The organism is Pseudomonas sp. B16120 (assembly GCF_044218845.1).
Taxonomy (GTDB): domain Bacteria; phylum Pseudomonadota; class Gammaproteobacteria; order Pseudomonadales; family Pseudomonadaceae; genus Aquipseudomonas; species Aquipseudomonas paracarnis.
Genome location: NZ_CP162588.1, coordinates 966,077 through 982,060, shown reverse-complemented (window position 1 = coordinate 982,060; position 15,984 = coordinate 966,077). Strand labels below are relative to the sequence as shown.

The 15,984-nt window shown below is 60.6% G+C and carries 13 protein-coding genes; 5 read left to right on the top strand and 8 right to left on the bottom strand.

The annotated features are described in order from the left end of the window. Positions 1-2: 2 nt before the first annotated feature. From lspA to murJ, 4 genes are all read right to left on the bottom strand, one after another. Positions 3-515 carry a signal peptidase II gene (gene lspA / locus AB4P90_RS04775; RefSeq protein ID WP_014716859.1) on the bottom strand — a complete coding sequence of 171 codons (513 nt, stop codon included), beginning with the start codon at positions 513-515 and terminating at the stop codon, positions 3-5. Beyond that, entirely contained in the window at positions 508-3,339 is a 2,832-nt protein-coding gene (gene ileS / locus AB4P90_RS04770; protein WP_395605702.1) for an isoleucine--tRNA ligase, read from the bottom strand. Before ileS ends, lspA begins: the two co-directional genes overlap by 8 nt. Positions 3,340-3,353: 14 nt before the next feature. After that, positions 3,354-4,292, bottom strand: coding sequence for a bifunctional riboflavin kinase/FAD synthetase (gene ribF / locus AB4P90_RS04765; protein WP_003188404.1), 939 nt, complete (start codon positions 4,290-4,292; stop codon positions 3,354-3,356). Positions 4,293-4,411: 119 nt separating this feature from the next. Next, positions 4,412-5,950, bottom strand: coding sequence for a murein biosynthesis integral membrane protein MurJ (murJ, locus tag AB4P90_RS04760; RefSeq protein ID WP_014716857.1), 1,539 nt, complete (start codon positions 5,948-5,950; stop codon positions 4,412-4,414). Between the two features lie 253 nt (positions 5,951-6,203). On the opposite strand from murJ, the gene rpsT reads away from it, so the two are divergent. Further along, the gene (rpsT, locus tag AB4P90_RS04755) at positions 6,204-6,482 is read left to right on the top strand and encodes a 30S ribosomal protein S20 (RefSeq protein WP_003188401.1); all 279 of its coding nucleotides are present in this window, start codon (positions 6,204-6,206) and stop codon (positions 6,480-6,482) included. A gap of 277 nt (positions 6,483-6,759) precedes the next feature. On the opposite strand, the gene AB4P90_RS04750 is transcribed toward rpsT, so the two are convergent. Beyond that, positions 6,760-7,245 (bottom strand): peptidylprolyl isomerase, encoded by a 486-nt coding sequence (locus tag AB4P90_RS04750; protein ID WP_003188398.1) that lies wholly within the window; start codon positions 7,243-7,245, stop codon positions 6,760-6,762. On the opposite strand from AB4P90_RS04750, the gene AB4P90_RS04745 reads away from it, so the two are divergent. The 3 genes from AB4P90_RS04745 to AB4P90_RS04735 all read left to right on the top strand — a co-directional run bounded on the left by AB4P90_RS04745 (position 7,244) and on the right by AB4P90_RS04735 (position 10,610). Beyond that, positions 7,244-7,531: a DUF3565 domain-containing protein gene (locus AB4P90_RS04745; RefSeq protein ID WP_102666761.1), complete on the top strand. Its 288-nt coding sequence runs from the start codon at positions 7,244-7,246 to the stop codon at positions 7,529-7,531. The two genes, AB4P90_RS04750 and AB4P90_RS04745, sit on opposite strands and share 2 nt — an antisense overlap. Positions 7,532-7,610: 79 nt before the next feature. Continuing rightward, complete coding sequence (gene pta / locus AB4P90_RS04740; protein ID WP_003188396.1) at positions 7,611-9,710, top strand: phosphate acetyltransferase; 2,100 nt, start codon at positions 7,611-7,613, stop codon at positions 9,708-9,710. Beyond that, positions 9,711-10,610 carry an acyltransferase gene (locus AB4P90_RS04735; protein WP_014716856.1) on the top strand — a complete coding sequence of 300 codons (900 nt, stop codon included), beginning with the start codon at positions 9,711-9,713 and terminating at the stop codon, positions 10,608-10,610. 193 nt (positions 10,611-10,803) lie between these two features. Here AB4P90_RS04735 and cysN read toward each other — a convergent pair whose 3' ends face one another. The 3 genes from cysN to AB4P90_RS04720 form a co-directional block, all read right to left on the bottom strand. Beyond that, positions 10,804-12,702: a sulfate adenylyltransferase subunit CysN gene (cysN, locus tag AB4P90_RS04730; protein ID WP_003188392.1), complete on the bottom strand. Its 1,899-nt coding sequence runs from the start codon at positions 12,700-12,702 to the stop codon at positions 10,804-10,806. A gap of 9 nt (positions 12,703-12,711) precedes the next feature. After that, a complete protein-coding gene (cysD, locus tag AB4P90_RS04725; protein ID WP_016971196.1) occupies positions 12,712-13,629 on the bottom strand; it encodes a sulfate adenylyltransferase subunit CysD in 918 nt (305 codons plus the stop codon). A gap of 252 nt (positions 13,630-13,881) precedes the next feature. After that, a complete protein-coding gene (locus AB4P90_RS04720; protein WP_020302961.1) occupies positions 13,882-14,640 on the bottom strand; it encodes a Nif3-like dinuclear metal center hexameric protein in 759 nt (252 codons plus the stop codon). Between the two features lie 101 nt (positions 14,641-14,741). Between AB4P90_RS04720 and algW the strand changes: the two genes are divergently transcribed. After that, positions 14,742-15,902, top strand: coding sequence for a Do family serine endopeptidase AlgW (gene algW / locus AB4P90_RS04715; protein ID WP_003188388.1), 1,161 nt, complete (start codon positions 14,742-14,744; stop codon positions 15,900-15,902). Positions 15,903-15,984 lie beyond the last annotated feature (82 nt).

Here is a 15,984-nt window from a genome sequence, read left to right as displayed (position 1 = left end):
GATCAGTCATTGACGGTTTCTCCGGTTTTCTTGCTCTTGAACATATCCAGCGCCAGCATGATTGCACCAACGGTGATGGCGCTGTCGGCAAAGTTGAACGCCGGGAAGTAGTGGCGGTTCTGCCAATGCACCAGGATGAAGTCGATCACATGGCCCAGGGCGATGCGGTCATACAGGTTACCCAGCGCGCCGCCCAACACCAGGGCCAGCGCGATAGCCAGCCAGGTGTCGTCGCGGCCCAGGCGCTTGAGCCACACCACCAGCACGGCACTGACCACCACGGCGATCAGCGCGAACAGCCAGCGCTGCCAGCCACCGCCATCAGCGAGGAAGCTGAAGGCGGCACCCGTGTTATAGGCCAGGGTCCAGCTGAAGTAATCCGGGATCACCACGATTTGCTGGAACATTTCCAGGGAGCCCTCGAAGTGAGCCTTGCTGACCTGGTCAATGACCAGCACCAGCAGGCTCAGTACGAGCCAGCCCAGACGTCCGAAACGACTGGCTGTATTAGGCATAGTGACGAACCTCGCCTTCACCGCTGATGTTGTCGACACAACGACCACAGATTTCCGGGTGCTCAGGGTTCACGCCGACATCTTCACGGCAGTGCCAGCAACGGGCGCATTTAGGGAAGGCCGACTTCACCACCTTGAGCTTCAGGCCCGGCACCTCGGTGACCACGGCATCTGCCGGGGCCTGGGCGAAAGGTGCCAGGCTCGCGGTGGAGGTGATCAGTACGAAGCGCAGTTCGTTGCTCAGCTTGGCCAGGTCGGCAGTCAGGCCGTCCTCGGCAAACAAGGTGACTTCGGCTTGCAGGTTGCCGCCCACGGCCTTGGCCGCACGCTGAACTTCCAGCTCCTTGTTCACCGCAACCTTGACAGCCATGACGCCTTCCCAGTACTCGCGGCCCAGTTCGAAGTCGGCCGGCAGTTCGGTCAGGCCTTCGTACCAGGTGTTGAGCATGACCGACTCGTTACGCTCGCCCGGCAGGTATTCCCACAGCTCGTCGGCGGTGAACGCCAGGATCGGCGCGATCCAGCGCACCAGCGCTTCGCTGATGTGGTACAGCGCGGTCTGCGCCGAACGGCGAGCCTTGCTGTTGGCGCCGGTGGTGTACTGGCGGTCCTTGATGATATCGAGGTAGAAACCGCCCAACTCCTGCACGCAGAAGTTGTGGATCTTGGAGTAGACGTTCCAGAAGCGGTATTCGCCGTAGTGTTCCTGCAACTCGCGCTGCAACAACAGGGTACGGTCCACGGCCCAACGGTCCAGCGCGAGCATGTCTTCGGCCGGCAGCAGGTCGGTGGCCGGGTTGAAACCGGTCAGGTTCGACAGCATGAAGCGCGCGGTATTGCGGATACGACGGTAGGCGTCGGCGCTGCGGGCCAGGATCTGGTCCGACACGGCGATTTCACCCGAATAATCGGTGGAAGCCACCCACAGACGCATGATGTCGGCGCCCAACGTATCGTTGATCTTTTTCGGCTCGATCACGTTCTTCAGCGATTTGGACATCTTGCGGCCCGTCTCGTCGACGGTGAAGCCGTGGGTCAGCAGCTCGCGGTACGGCGCGTGGTTGTCGATGGCGCAACCGGTCAGCAGCGACGAGTGGAACCAGCCACGGTGCTGGTCCGAACCTTCCAGGTACAGGTCGGCACGCGGGCCGGTCTCGTGGCCCATAGGGTGCGAACCGCGCAGCACGTGCCAGTGAGTGGTGCCCGAATCGAACCACACGTCGAGGGTGTCGCTGATCTTGTCGTACAGCGGCGCTTCATCGCCCAGCAACTCGGCGGCGTCCAGCTTGAACCAGGCTTCGATGCCTTCCTGTTCAACGCGCTGGGCCACGACTTCCATCAGCTCGACGGTGCGCGGGTGCAGCTCACCGCTTTCCTTGTTCAGGAAAAACGGGATCGGCACGCCCCAGTTACGCTGGCGGGAGATGCACCAGTCAGGACGGTTGGCGATCATCGAGTGCAGGCGCGCCTGGCCCCAGGCCGGGACGAACTTGGTGTCTTCGATGCCTTTGAGCGAGCGTACACGCAGGGTGTCGCCGCTGGTCGGCTCTTTGTCCATGCCGATAAACCACTGCGCCGTAGCGCGGTAGATCAGCGGGGTCTTGTGACGCCAGCAATGCATGTAGCTGTGCTGGATGGTGGCGGTTCGCATCAACGCACCGACTTCACGCAGCTTTTCGATGATCGGCTGGTCAGCCTTGAAGATGAACTGGCCACCGAAGAATTCGAGCGAAGGCACGTAGACGCCATTGCTCTGCACCGGGTTGATGATGTCATCGTTGACCATGCCGTACTTCTTGCAGATCACGAAGTCGTCCACACCATAGGCAGGCGAGCAGTGGACAATGCCGGTACCCGAACCCAACTCGACGTAGTCAGCCAGGTACACCGGCGACAGACGGTCATAGAACGGGTGACGGAAGTTGATCAGCTCCAGCGCAGAACCAGTGGTGGTGGCGATCACCGAACCTTTTAGTTCGTAACGCGCCAGGCACGACTCGACCATTTCTTCGGCCAGCACCAGCAGGCGATCACCGACGTCCACCAGGGCGTAGGTGAATTCCGGGTGCACGTTCAGCGCCTGGTTGGCCGGGATGGTCCACGGGGTAGTGGTCCAGATCACGATGGCCGCTGGCTTGCTCAGGCTTGCCAGGCCAAAGGCCTCGGCCAGCTTGGCGTCGTCGGCGATCGGGAAGGCCACGTCGATGGTCGAGGACTTCTTGTCTTCGTACTCCACTTCCGCTTCGGCCAGGGCCGAACCGCAGTCGAAGCACCAGTTCACGGGCTTGAGGCCCTTGAACACGAAACCGCCCTTGACGATTTCAGCCAAGGCGCGGATTTCACCGGCCTCGTTCTTGAAGTTCATGGTCTTGTAGGGGTTGTCCCACTCGCCCAGCACGCCCAGGCGGATGAATTCGGACTTCTGGCCTTCGATCTGCTCAGTGGCGTAGGCACGGCACAGTTCGCGGGTCTTGTCCGCGCCCAGGTTCTTGCCGTAGGTCACTTCAACTTTATGCTCGATCGGCAGGCCATGGCAGTCCCAGCCCGGAACGTACGGCGCGTCAAAGCCCGACAGGGTTTTGGAGCGCAGGATCATGTCCTTGAGAATCTTGTTCAGCGCATGACCGATATGAATCGTGCCGTTGGCATAAGGAGGGCCGTCGTGCAGGACGAATTTCGGACGATCCTTGCCAATTTCGCGCAACTTTCCGTACAGGCCAATACTGTCCCAGCGCTGCAGGATCTGCGGTTCGCGCTGTGGCAGGCCGGCCTTCATTGGGAAGGCGGTGTCCGGAAGGTTTAGCGTGGCTTTATAGTCGGTCATTTAAGGCTCTTCGGTTAGCGATGGGCGCTAGGTGCGGCTAGTGCACGGGCGGCGGCGACATCCGCATTGATCGCCGTTTTCAACGCCTCCAGGGAGGCGAAACGCTGCTCTTCACGCAGCTTCTGGTGGAAAACCACCGTCAAACGCCGGTCGTATAAATCACCGGCAAAATCCAAAAGGTGAACTTCCAGGTGGGCCTTGCCATCACCTGCAACCGTGGGCCTGACGCCTATATTGGCGACTCCTGGCCACGATTGGCCGTCGATGTCGACGCTTACCAGGTAAACCCCGGTCAGCGGCACACGACGGCGCTTGAGTTGCACGTTGGCGGTTGGCGTGCCCAATTGGCGCGCCAGCTTCTGGCCGTGCAATACCCGTCCGGCAATGCGGAACGGGCGACCGAGCAAACGCTCGGCCAGGTCGAAGTCGGCGGCGGCCAGGGCGTTACGCACCTGGGTGCTGCTCACGCGCAGGCCGTCCAGTTCGACGGTTTGCGCGGCTTCGACAGTGAAACCCTGATTGACGCCGGCATGTTGCAGGAAATCGAAATCCCCGACCCGATCACAACCGAAATGGAAGTCGTCGCCGACCTCCAGGTGCTGTACACCCAAGCCGTCCACCAGGATGCGGTCGACGAACTCGGCGGCGCTGAGGCTGCGCAAACGCTGGTTGAATGCCAGGCAGAGGACACGGTCCACGCCCTCCTCCGCCAACAGTTGCAGCTTGTCCCGCAAGCGCGCCAAGCGGGCCGGCGCGGTTTCGGGGGTAAAGAACTCCCGCGGTTGTGGCTCAAAAATCACCACGCAGCTGGGCACGCCCAACTCGACCGCACGCTCGCGCAGCCGAGCCAGGATAGCCTGGTGGCCACGGTGAACACCGTCAAAGTTGCCAATAGTGGCGACGCAGCCCCGATGCTCGGGGCGCAGGTTGTGGAGACCTCGAACCAGCTGCATAACGCGCTTCTTGCTCATAAAGTGGTCGATTATAACCACACCCAGCCCCGGACGACAGGCAACTGCGCAGGCCAAATGGGTCGAATCGATAAAACAACCGTTTTATCGCGGCAAAGTCTCTATCCCAACGACTTGCGATTGAAATCACGCAGGCGGAAACCCTGCAACAGCAACATCCCGAAGTACACCGCCACGCCCGCGACCACCAATACACCCAGGCGCATGAAGCGCTCCAGCATATTACCTTGGTCCCAGGCCGGCATGAGGTGCATCAGGGCAAAGAGCACAACCGACATCGCGGCGACCGCCACCAGCAGCTTGAGCGCAAACACGCCCCAGCCGGGCTGTGGTTGGTACATCTGCTGTTTACGCAATTGGTAAAACAGCAGGCCTGCGTTTATACATGCCCCCGCGCTGATCGCCAAAGCCAGGCCGGCGTGGGCCAGCGGGCCGATAAACACCAGGTTGAGCAGTTGCGTAACCACCAGGGTGAAAATCGCGATTTTCACCGGGGTACGGATGTTTTGCTGAGCGTAGAAGCCGGGCGCCAGCACTTTGATCACGATAATGCCGAGCAGACCGACGGAGTAGGCGACCAGCGCATGCTGGGTCATCAAGGCGTCATGGGCGTCGAACTGCCCGTATTGAAACAGCGAGACCGTCAACGGTTCGGCGAGGATGCCCAGGGCCAGGGCGCACGGCAACACCAGCAGAAAGCATAGGCGCAGGCCCCAATCGAGTATGCGTGAGTATTCCTGGCGATCCTTGCTGGCGTAGGTACGCGCCAGGGTCGGCAGCAGGATGGTGCCCAACGCCACGCCCAGCACACCGGATGGCAATTCCATCAGGCGGTCGGCGTAGTACATCCACGACACCGAGCCGGATACCAGCAACGAGGCGAACGCGGTGTTGATGATCAGGGAAATCTGACTGACCGACACCCCGAGGATCGCCGGCAGCATGTTGCGCATCACGCGCCAGACGCCGGAATCCTTGAGGTTCAAGCGCGGCAGTACAAGCATGCCGATTTTTTTCAGGTGCGGCAGCTGGTACAGCAACTGTGCCAGGCCGCCGGCCAGGACCGCCCAGCCCAGGGCCATGACGGGCGGATCGAAATACGGCGTAAGGAACAACGCAAAAATAATCATGCTGACGTTCAGCAAGGTCGGCACAAAGGCCGGTACCGAGAAACGATTCCAGGTATTGAGGATCGCCCCGGCGAGCGAAGACAGGGAGATCAGCAATATATAAGGAAAGGTCACCCGCAGCAGATCAGTGGTCAGCGCGAACTTTTCCGGCGTATTGGCAAAACCGGGCGCCGTGGCCCAGATCACCCAGGGCGCGGCGAGCATCCCGACGATGGTTACCAGCATCAGCACCAGCGTCAGCAAACCTGAGACGTAGGCGATAAACGTACGGGTCGCCTCCTCGCCATGCTGGGTCTTGTACTCGGCCAGAATCGGCACGAACGCCTGGGAAAACGCGCCTTCGGCAAAGATCCGCCGCAACAGGTTGGGCAGTTTAAAGGCAATAAAGAACGCATCCGTGGCCATGCTGGCGCCAAAGATGCGGGCCAGCAGGGTGTCACGCACGAACCCCAACACCCTGGAAATCATCGTGATAGAGCTGACGGCAGCCAACGATTTGAGCAGATTCATTGAAAGAGTTTGCGCCTATAGATAAAGAGCAGGCGAACTACGCGCCCACTTATGCGATACTGCGCGCCTGCAACAGCACAGAGCCAAAGCTCGCGAGTTTACAGGTCAAGCGCCGGAAATAAATCACCCGCCTCTTCAGATCGACCACTCAGCAGTTCGCATCAGCCGCCCTTGACAACCCGTCAAGTCATCGGCATGATTCGCGGCCTATTTTGTTTGCTATTTCCTAAAAAGTCTTTCGAGGAGCTCGACGGTGGCCAACACACCTTCCGCCAAAAAACGTGCAAAACAGGCTGAGAAGCGTCGCAGCCACAACGCCAGCCTGCGTTCCATGGTTCGCACCTACATCAAGAATGTAGTCAAAGCCATCGACACCAAAGACGCTGAAAAAGCTCAAGCAGCTTACGTTCTGGCTGTGCCTGTTATCGACCGTATGGCCGATAAAGGCATCATCCACAAGAACAAGGCCGCTCGCCATAAGAGCCGCCTGAATGGCCACATCAAGGCTCTGAGCGTTCCTGCTGCAGCCTAAGTGGTAACAACTGCCACGTAGCCCAGGTTGCGTAACAGTTAAGAAATGCCCCGTACCGAAAGGTCCGGGGCATTTTTGTTTGCCCCCTGAAAACTGTAGGAGCGAGCTTGCTCGCGAAGATCGTTAACGATGACGCGGGAAGCTTGGCGCCCGAGGGGTTCTCAGGTTTTTCGCGAGCACGCTCGCGCCTACAGAAAGTTGACCGGGAATATTCTCAAGGCAAAAAAACGCCCCGAACCAGTCGGGGCGTTTTTGATACCGATTGATCAAACCACAATCAATGGTGATGACCGCCTTCACCGTGGACGTGGCCGTGAGCCACTTCTTCCTGGGAAGCGTCGCGGATGGCCACGATCTTCACTTGGAAGTTCAGGCGCTGGCCAGCCAGAGGGTGGTTGCCGTCAACGGTAACGTCGTCGCCGTCCAGGTCGCGGATGGTGACGATCTGCATTTGGCCGTCCGGCGCGGAAGCGTGGAACTGCATGCCCACTTCCAGCTCATCAACACCTTCGAACATGCTGCGGCTCAAGGTGCTGACCAGTTCGGCGGAGTATTCGCCGTAGGCATCTTCAGGTTCTACGGCGACGGTCAGTTCGTCACCGACGTTCTTGCCTTCCAGAGCCTTTTCCAGGCCCGGGATGATGTTACCTGCGCCTTGCAGGTAAACCAGCGGCGCGCCGCCGGCGGAGCTGTCGATGACCTCACCAGCGTCGTTGGTCAGGGTATAGTCGATGGAGACAGCCTTGTTAGCGGCGATCGTCATGGGGCGAGACCTTTTGCATAAGAATGAAGAACGGACAAGTCTAAACAAGGATTTGCCCGAAAGCGAACGGAACCCGGACGGACGGGGCCGATCAACGGTCACGATCACAGGTTTTCATCAGGACGACGATGGCCACTGGGTGGCCGAGCTGTCCTGCGGCCACACCCAGCACCTGCGCCACCAACCGCCCTGGCAGTCGCGCGCCTGGGTGCTCGACCCCGCGCAACGCCTTGAAAAAATAGGCCAGGCCTTTGCGTGCGGCTGGTGTGCGCAAGGGCACGAATAACGATAACCTTGGCGCCTGATTCGCGGTAGGCACTCACCCATAGAGCGCCACCCAAGCCATGCACCTCCAGAGAATTCGCATGCAGACTTTTTTTATCGCGCCCACCGATTTTGGTGTGGGTCTGACCTCCATCAGCCTTGGGCTGGTGCGCACCCTGGAACGGGCCGGCCTGAAAGTCGGTTTTTTCAAACCCATCGCCCAGCCACACCCTGGCGATACCGGGCCGGAACGCTCCACCGAGCTGGTGGCGCGCACCCACGGCCTGAAACCGCCGCAGCCCCTGGGCCTGGCTCACGTGGAGCGCATGCTCGGCGACGGCCAGCTCGATGAGCTGCTCGAAGAGATCATCACCCTTTACCAACAGGCAGCCGTAGGCAAAGACGTGCTGATCGTCGAAGGCATGGTGCCGACCCGCAGCGCCAGCTACGCGGCACGGGTCAACCTGCACTTGGCCAAGAGCCTGGACGCCGAAGTGATCCTGGTCTCGGCGCCGGAAAATGAAGTGCTCACCGAGCTTTCCGGCCGTGTGGAATTGCAGGCCCAACTGTTTGGCGGTCCCAAAGACCCGAAAGTGCTGGGCGTAATCCTCAACAAGGTACGCACCGACGAAAGCATGGAAGCCTTCTCGGCGCGCCTCAAAGAGCATTCGCCGCTGTTGCGCAGCGGCGATTTCCGGCTGCTCGGCTGCATCCCCTACCAACCCGAGCTGAATGCCCCGCGCACCCGCGACGTGGCCGACCTGATGGGCGCGCAGATCCTCAACGCCGGCGACTACGAAAGCCGGCGCATGACCAAGATCATCATTTGCGCACGCACCATGCGTAACACCGTCGAGCTGCTCAAACCCGGCGTGTTGGTGGTGACCCCGGGAGATCGCGATGACATCATCCTCGCCGTCAGCCTGGCCGCCATCAATGGCGTGCCGCTGGCCGGGCTGCTGCTGACCAGCGACACCCTGCCCGACCCACGCATCATGGATCTGTGCCGGGGCGCCTTCCAGGCCGGGTTGCCGGTGTTGTCGGTGAGCACCGGCTCCTATGACACCGCCAACCAGCTCAATAGCCTCAACAAGGAAATCCCTATCGATGACCGCGAGCGTGCGGAAATCATCACCGACTTCGTCGCCAGCCACCTCGATGCGCGCTGGCTGCACCAGCGTTGCGGCACGCCGCGGGAGATGCGCCTGTCGCCGGCGGTGTTCCGTTACCAGTTGATCCAACGCGCCCAGGCCGCCAACAAACGCATCGTGTTGCCCGAAGGCAGCGAGCCGCTGACCGTACAGGCCGCCGCAATCTGCCAGGCCCGCGGCATTGCCCGTTGCGTGCTGCTGGCCAAGCCTGCGGATGTGGAGGCAGTCGCCCGCGCCCAAGGTATCGACCTGCCCGAAGGCCTGGAGATTCTCGACCCCGACCTGATTCGCCAACGCTACGTGGAGCCGATGGTCGCCTTGCGCAAGAGCAAAAGCCTCAACGCGCCCATGGCCGAGCAACAACTGGAAGACACCGTGGTGATCGCCACCATGATGCTCGCTCTCGACGAAGTGGATGGCCTGGTCTCCGGCGTGATTCACTCCACCGCCAACACCATTCGCCCGGCGCTGCAGCTGATCAAGACCGCGCCGGGCTGCACCCTCGTGTCGTCGGTGTTCTTCATGCTGTTCCCCGAGCAGGTACTGGTGTACGGCGACTGCGTGATGAACCCGCACCCAAGCGCTGCGGAACTGGCGGAAATCGCCCTGCAAAGCGCCGACTCGGCGGCCGCGTTCGGCATCACGCCACGGGTGGCGATGATCAGCTATTCCAGCGGTGACTCGGCCAGCGGCGAGGAGGTGGAAAAAGTCCGCGAAGCCACCCTGCTCGCCCACGAACAACAAAGCTCGCTGCTGATCGACGGCCCGTTGCAATACGACGCCGCCGCCAACGAAAACGTCGCCCGACAACTGGCGCCCAACAGCCAGGTGGCAGGCAAGGCCACCGTCTTTGTATTCCCGGACCTGAACACCGGCAACACCACCCACAAAGCCGTACAACGCAGCGCCGATTGCGTGAGCCTGGGGCCGATGCTCCAGGGCCTGCGCAAACCGGTCAATGACCTGCCACGAGGCGCCCAGGTGGACGACATCGTGTACACCATCGCCCTGACGGCGATCCAAGCCGCCAACCGACCCATGGATATCTAAATGCTGGATTTTCTACCTGCCGCCGTGCGCGGGGTGATCGCTTCGCTGTTGCTGGCGCTGAACACGATCCTGCTGTGTTCGTTCCTGTTTATCGTGGCGCTGTTCAAGGCGCTGCCGTTCGCCAAGCGCCTGAGCGAATGGCTGATGAACCACACCCATGAAGCCTGGGTCACCAACAACAAGGGTTGGATGAACCTGGTGCGCCGTACGCGCTGGCACCTGACTGGCCTTGAGGGCCTGGACTACCAGCACTCGTACCTGGTGACCAGCAACCATCAGAGCTGGGTCGACATCATGGTGTTGCAGTACGTGCTCAATCGGCGCATTCGCCCCCTGAAGTTCTTCCTCAAGCAAGAGCTGATATGGGTACCGGTGATTGGCCTGGCGTGGTGGGCGCTGGGCTTTCCCTTCATGAAGCGCTACAGCAAGGCTTATTTGGAGAAGCACCCGGAGAAGAAAGGCAAAGACCTGGAAACCACGCGCAAGACCTGTGCGAAGTTTCGCGACAATCCCGTGGGGATTTTCAACTTTGCCGAAGGCACACGCTTTACGCCGGGCAAGCATGCGCAGCAGCAGTCACCGTTTCGCTACCTGCTTAAACCCAAGGCGGGTGGCATTGCGTTTGTGTTGGATGCCATGGGCGAGCAGCTCAAGTCACTGATCAATGTGACCATCCACTACCCCGCCGGGCGCCCAGGTTATTGGGATTTGCTGTGCGGTAACGTGAAGGACGTGGTGGTGCACTTTGAAGAGGTGCAGATACCGGCCGAATTCATCGGCAAGAATTATGAGCAGGATGGGGAATATCGACTGGCGTTCCAGGGCTGGATCAACCAGTTGTGGCAAGACAAGGATGCATTGTTGGAACAGCTGCACAAAGACTTTCCGGCCAGCCGCTGATCAACATGTGGATGCAATTTAATGTGGGGGCTGGCTTGCCTGCGATAGCGGTGGATCAGCTAAGGATCAATAAACTGACAGTCCGTCATCGCAGGCAAGCCAGCTCCCACATTGACCGAGTCCACATTTGAGAATATGTAAAAAGCCCGCCACCGGGTAACCGGTGGCGGGCTTTTTTGTGCGGCAATAAAGCTTAGATCGCGCCGCGCTGACGCAACAGTTCCAGCACTTGCTTGACGCTGTCTTCCAGCGACAACGCCTGGGTGTCGATCACAAGGTCGGCATTCAGCGGCACGTCATACGGGAAGGATTCGCCAGGGATGTTATCCCCACCGGCCGCGTACAAACCTTGCGGGTCACGCTCGGCGCACACCAACGGCGATGCCTGCACGTAGACGGTCAGCAGTCGGTCCGCACCAATCAGCGCCTTGGCCTGCTCACGGCCTTCGGCATCCGGCGCAACGAAGGCTGCCAGGGTCAACAGGCCGGCTTCATTGAACTGACGCGCCACATGAGCGGCACGACGCCAGTTCTCGGTACGCCCGGCACGGTCCTGCGGCAACCCTTTGTTCAGGTCGTGACGCAGGTTCTGGCCATCCAGTACGAACACCGCACGGCCCATGTCGAACAGCTTGCGCTCGACCGCATAGGCCAGAGTGCTCTTGCCTGCGCCCGACAAGCCGCTGAACAACACCGTGGCCGGCTGCTGGCCGAAACGCAGGGCGCGCTCTTCGGTGGCGACATGCGCCAGGCTGCCGTGCTGCGCAGCGCCGCCATGACCCACCGGTGGCGCGATGATCATGCCCGCGGCGACCGTGCCGTTGGTCAAACGATCGATCACGATGAACGCGCCGGTGGTGCGGTTGCTGTCGTAACCGTCCAGGGCGATGGCGGCGTCCAGGCTGACCTTGACCCGGCCAATTTCGTTGAGCTGCAGCGAACTCGCCGGGCCTTCGGCCAGGGTGTTTACGTCCACGCGGTGCACGATGCTGGTGATGGAACCCGGCACGTAGCTGGTGGCGCGCTTGATGTCGTATTTCTTGCCTGGCAGCATCGGTTCTTCAGCCATCCACACCAGCATGGCGTCGAAGGCGTCGGTCACTTGCGGCACGTTGTCGGCATGCACCAACAGGTCGCCACGGGAGATGTCGATCTCATCTTCCATGGTCAAGGTCACGGCCTGGCCTGGGCCTGCGTGTTCCAGCTCACCTTCAAAGGTGACGATGGATTTGACGCGGCTGCTCTTGCCCGACGGCAATACCACCACTTCGTCGCCCTTGTGCACGATGCCGCTCGCCAGGGTGCCGGCAAACCCACGGAAGTTCAGGTTCGGGCGGTTGACGTATTGCACCGGGAAACGCAGGTCGGTGTAGTTGCGGTCGTTGGCGATCTCGACAGTCTCCAAGATCTCCATCAGCGACTGGCCGGTGTACCAGGGCGAACGCTCGCTCTTGTTCACCACGTTGTCGCCCTTGAGCGCCGACATCGGCACGAAGGCCAGGGTGCTCGGCTTGAAGGCGATACCTTCGGCGAACTTCAGGTAATCGGCCTTGATCGACTCGAATACGCTTTGGTCAAAGCCGTTGATATCCATCTTGTTGATGGCCACCACGATGTGTTTGATGCCCAGCAACGAGGCGATGTAGCTGTGACGACGGGTCTGGGTCTGCACGCCGTAGCGGGCGTCGATCAGGATGATCGCCAGGTCACAGGTAGACGCACCGGTGGCCATGTTGCGGGTGTACTGCTCATGGCCGGGGGTATCGGCGATGATGAATTTGCGCTTGGCGGTGGAGAAATAGCGGTAGGCAACATCGATGGTGATGCCCTGCTCACGCTCGGCCTGCAGGCCATCGACCAGCAACGCCAGGTCGATATCGTCACCGGTGGTGCCGGACTTCTTCGAGTCGCGGGTAATGGCTTCCAGGTGATCTTCGTAGATCATCTTGGAGTCGTGCAGCAGGCGCCCGATCAGGGTGCTCTTGCCGTCATCGACGTTGCCGCAGGTCAGGAAGCGCAACATCTCTTTGCGCTCGTGCTGGCCCAGGTAGGCGAGGATGTCCTCGCTGATCAAATCAGATTGATGCGACATGACAGCCCCTTAGAAATAGCCTTGACGTTTTTTATCTTCCATCGAGCCTGCACCATCGTGGTCGATGACACGGCCCTGGCGCTCGGAAGTTCGCGTCAGGAGCATTTCCTGAATGATGTCCGTCAGCGTCTCGGCTTCGGACTCCACCGCACCCGTCAACGGGTAGCAGCCAAGGGTGCGGAAACGTACTTTCTTTTTGACGATACGGGCTTTGTCTTCGTCGGACAGGTGCTCGAGGATGCGGTCGTCGTCGATCATGATCAACGTGCCGTTCTTCTCGATCACCTCGCGCTCGGCGGCGAAGTACAGCGGCACGATCGGAATGCCTTCCAGGTAGATGTACTGCCAGATGTCAAGCTCGGTCCAGTTGGACAGCGGGAACACGCGGATCGACTCGCCCTTGTTGACGTTGCCGTTGTAGACGTTCCACAGCTCCGGGCGTTGGTTCTTCGGGTCCCAACGGTGCTTGCTGTCGCGGAACGAGTACACGCGCTCTTTGGCACGGGATTTCTCTTCATCGCGACGGGCACCGCCGAATGCTGCGTCGAAACCATGCTTGTCCAGCGCCTGCTTGAGGCCCTCGGTCTTCATGATATCGGTGTGCTTGGCACTGCCGTGGGTGAACGGGTTGATGTTCTGCGCCACGCCATCGGGGTTGATGTGGGTGATGAGGTCCAGCCCCAATTCCTCGACCATCTTGTCGCGGAACTTGTACATCTCCTGGAATTTCCAGCGAGTGTCGACGTGCATCACCGGAAATGGCAGTTTGCCCGGGAAGAAGGCCTTGCGTGCCAGGTGCAGCATCACGGCGGAGTCTTTACCGATCGAGTAGAGCATCACCGGGTTATCGAACTCGGCGGCGACCTCGCGGATGATGTGGATGCTTTCCGCCTCCAGCTGTTTCAGATGCGTCAGTTTGTCGACCATGGTTACTCACGGAAAAACGATCTTATGGACGGCCAGCGGGCCGTGTTCGAGCGAGGCATGCTAGCACAGCAACTTCTTCTATTTAGGGAGCCAGCTAGACCGAAACGGTATATGAATATGCCGCCGAGTTTGGCGCCCAACTCGCTCAATGTGGGATCTGGCTTGCCTGCGATACAGGCGCCGTGCTCCTTCAGGCTGACCGAGGTGATGCCATCGCAGGCAAGCCAGCGCACACGGTGTTCATGCTGTGCTTTAGATCGGATTGGGGCAGTCGATGAACAGATGCTCCAGGGCAAAGCGCCGCGCCAGATAGTCGCCTAGCGCCTGCACGCCATAGCGTTCGGTGGCGTGATGGCCGGCGGCGATGAAGCTGATGTCGTTTTCCCGGGCGCTGTGGAAGGTCTGTTCGGACGCTTCACCGCTTAGGTACAAATCGACACCCGCGGCAATCGCCTGGTCGATGTAGCCCTGGCCGCCACCGGTACACCAGCCGACGCGGCGAATCATCTCGCTGCCTTCGATCAGCAGCGGTTCGCGGCCCATCACGTCCTGCACGCGACGGGCGAAGTCGCGGGGTGACAAGGGCTCGGCCAGGGAGCCGACCAGGCCGACGATTTTTGGGTTGCCGGGGTCCAGCGGGCCTTCGACGGTGATGTCCAGGTGGCGAGCCAGTTGCACGTTGTTGCCGACATCGGCGTGCAGGTCCAGGGGCAAGTGGTAGGCCAGCAGGCTGATGTCATGCTTGAGCAGGGTTTTGAGGCGGCGCTGCTTCATGCCGGTGATGCATGGGTTTTCGCCCTTCCAGAAGTAACCGTGGTGCACCAGCACCAGGTCGGCCTTGGCTTCGACAGCGGCGTCCAGCAGGGCTTGGCTGGCGGTCACGCCGCTGACGATGCGCATCACTTGGGGCCGGCCCTCGACCTGCAGGCCATTGGGGCAGTAATCGGCAATTTTGGCGCTGCCGAGGTAGCGGTCGGCTTCCTCGACGAGGGTAGTAAGGGGCACGGCCATAAAAGACTCCTAAATATCCCGTTCGCAGGCGTCACAGCCTCGTATAATGCGCGACATTATGGGCGCTCTCCCGCCCCCTGCAACCTGTCAGGACTTACTTGATGCTCAAGGCACTGCGTTTTTTTGGATGGCCATTGTTGGCTGGCGTGCTGATCGCGATGCTGATTATCCAGCGTTATCCCCAGTGGGTGGGCCTGCCCACACTGGATGTGAACCTGCAACAGGCGCCGCAGACCAACACAGTGGTGCAAGGGCCGGTGACCTATGCCGATGCCGTGGTCATCGCCGCTCCGGCGGTGGTCAACCTGTACACCACCAAGGTCATCAACAAACCTGCGCATCCGTTGTTTGAAGACCCGCAATTTCGCCGCTACTTCGGTGACAACGGCCCCAAGCAGCGCCGCATGGAATCCAGCCTCGGCTCCGGCGTAATCATGAGCCCCGAAGGCTACATCCTCACCAACAACCACGTGACCACGGGCGCCGACCAGATCGTGGTGGCCCTGCGTGACGGCCGCGAAACCCTGGCCCGTGTGGTGGGCAGCGACCCGGAAACGGATCTGGCGGTACTCAAGATTGATCTGAAGAACCTGCCGGCCATCACCCTCGGCCGCTCCGACGGTTTGCGCGTGGGCGATGTGGCGCTGGCCATCGGCAACCCGTTCGGAGTGGGGCAAACGGTGACCATGGGCATCATCAGCGCCACCGGGCGTAACCAGTTGGGCCTTAACAGCTACGAAGATTTCATCCAGACCGACGCGGCGATCAACCCCGGCAACTCGGGCGGTGCGCTGGTGGACGCCAATGGCAACCTGACTGGCATCAACACCGCGATTTTTTCCAAGTCTGGCGGTTCACAGGGCATTGGTTTCGCCATCCCGGTAAAGCTGGCGATGGAAGTGATGAAGTCGATCATTGAGCACGGCCAGGTGATTCGCGGCTGGCTGGGCATTGAAGTACAGCCTTTGACCAAGGAACTGGCCGAGTCATTTGGCCTGACCGGGCGTCCAGGCATCGTGGTAGCGGGGATCTTCCGCGACGGCCCGGCGCAGAAAGCCGGCCTGCAACTGGGCGATGTGATCCTCAGCATCGACGGCGCGCCGGCGGGTGATGGCCGCAAGTCCATGAACCAGGTGGCGCGGATCAAGCCGACCGACAAGGTGGCGATCCTGGTGATGCGCAACGGCAAGGAGATCAAACTGTCGGCGGAAATCGGCCTGCGCCCACCACCGGCGACCGCGCCAGTGAAAGAAGAGCAATAACCGTCGCGACCCACGCGCCCGTTCGCGGGCGCTTGTAAGGCTATATTTCTTAGCGATTCATTCTCATTAGGCATGTTATATT

What these genes read in the sequence shown, in the direction of transcription:
- AB4P90_RS04735 (WP_014716856.1), top strand. Translation starts at nt 9,711, where the DNA reads ATGCTGGATTTTCTACCTGCCGCCGTGCGCGGGGTGATCGCTTCGCTG.
- AB4P90_RS04750 (WP_003188398.1), bottom strand. Translation starts at nt 7,245, where the DNA reads ATGACGATCGCCGCTAACAAGGCTGTCTCCATCGACTATACCCTGACC.
- algW (WP_003188388.1), top strand. Translation starts at nt 14,742, where the DNA reads ATGCTCAAGGCACTGCGTTTTTTTGGATGGCCATTGTTGGCTGGCGTG.
- cysN (WP_003188392.1), bottom strand. Translation starts at nt 12,702, where the DNA reads ATGTCGCATCAATCTGATTTGATCAGCGAGGACATCCTCGCCTACCTG.
- pta (WP_003188396.1), top strand. Translation starts at nt 7,611, where the DNA reads ATGCAGACTTTTTTTATCGCGCCCACCGATTTTGGTGTGGGTCTGACC.
- murJ (WP_014716857.1), bottom strand. Translation starts at nt 5,950, where the DNA reads ATGAATCTGCTCAAATCGTTGGCTGCCGTCAGCTCTATCACGATGATT.
- ileS (WP_395605702.1), bottom strand. Translation starts at nt 3,339, where the DNA reads ATGACCGACTATAAAGCCACGCTAAACCTTCCGGACACCGCCTTCCCA.
- AB4P90_RS04745 (WP_102666761.1), top strand. Translation starts at nt 7,244, where the DNA reads ATGGGGCGAGACCTTTTGCATAAGAATGAAGAACGGACAAGTCTAAAC.
- cysD (WP_016971196.1), bottom strand. Translation starts at nt 13,629, where the DNA reads ATGGTCGACAAACTGACGCATCTGAAACAGCTGGAGGCGGAAAGCATC.
- AB4P90_RS04720 (WP_020302961.1), bottom strand. Translation starts at nt 14,640, where the DNA reads ATGGCCGTGCCCCTTACTACCCTCGTCGAGGAAGCCGACCGCTACCTC.
- ribF (WP_003188404.1), bottom strand. Translation starts at nt 4,292, where the DNA reads ATGCAGCTGGTTCGAGGTCTCCACAACCTGCGCCCCGAGCATCGGGGC.
- lspA (WP_014716859.1), bottom strand. Translation starts at nt 515, where the DNA reads ATGCCTAATACAGCCAGTCGTTTCGGACGTCTGGGCTGGCTCGTACTG.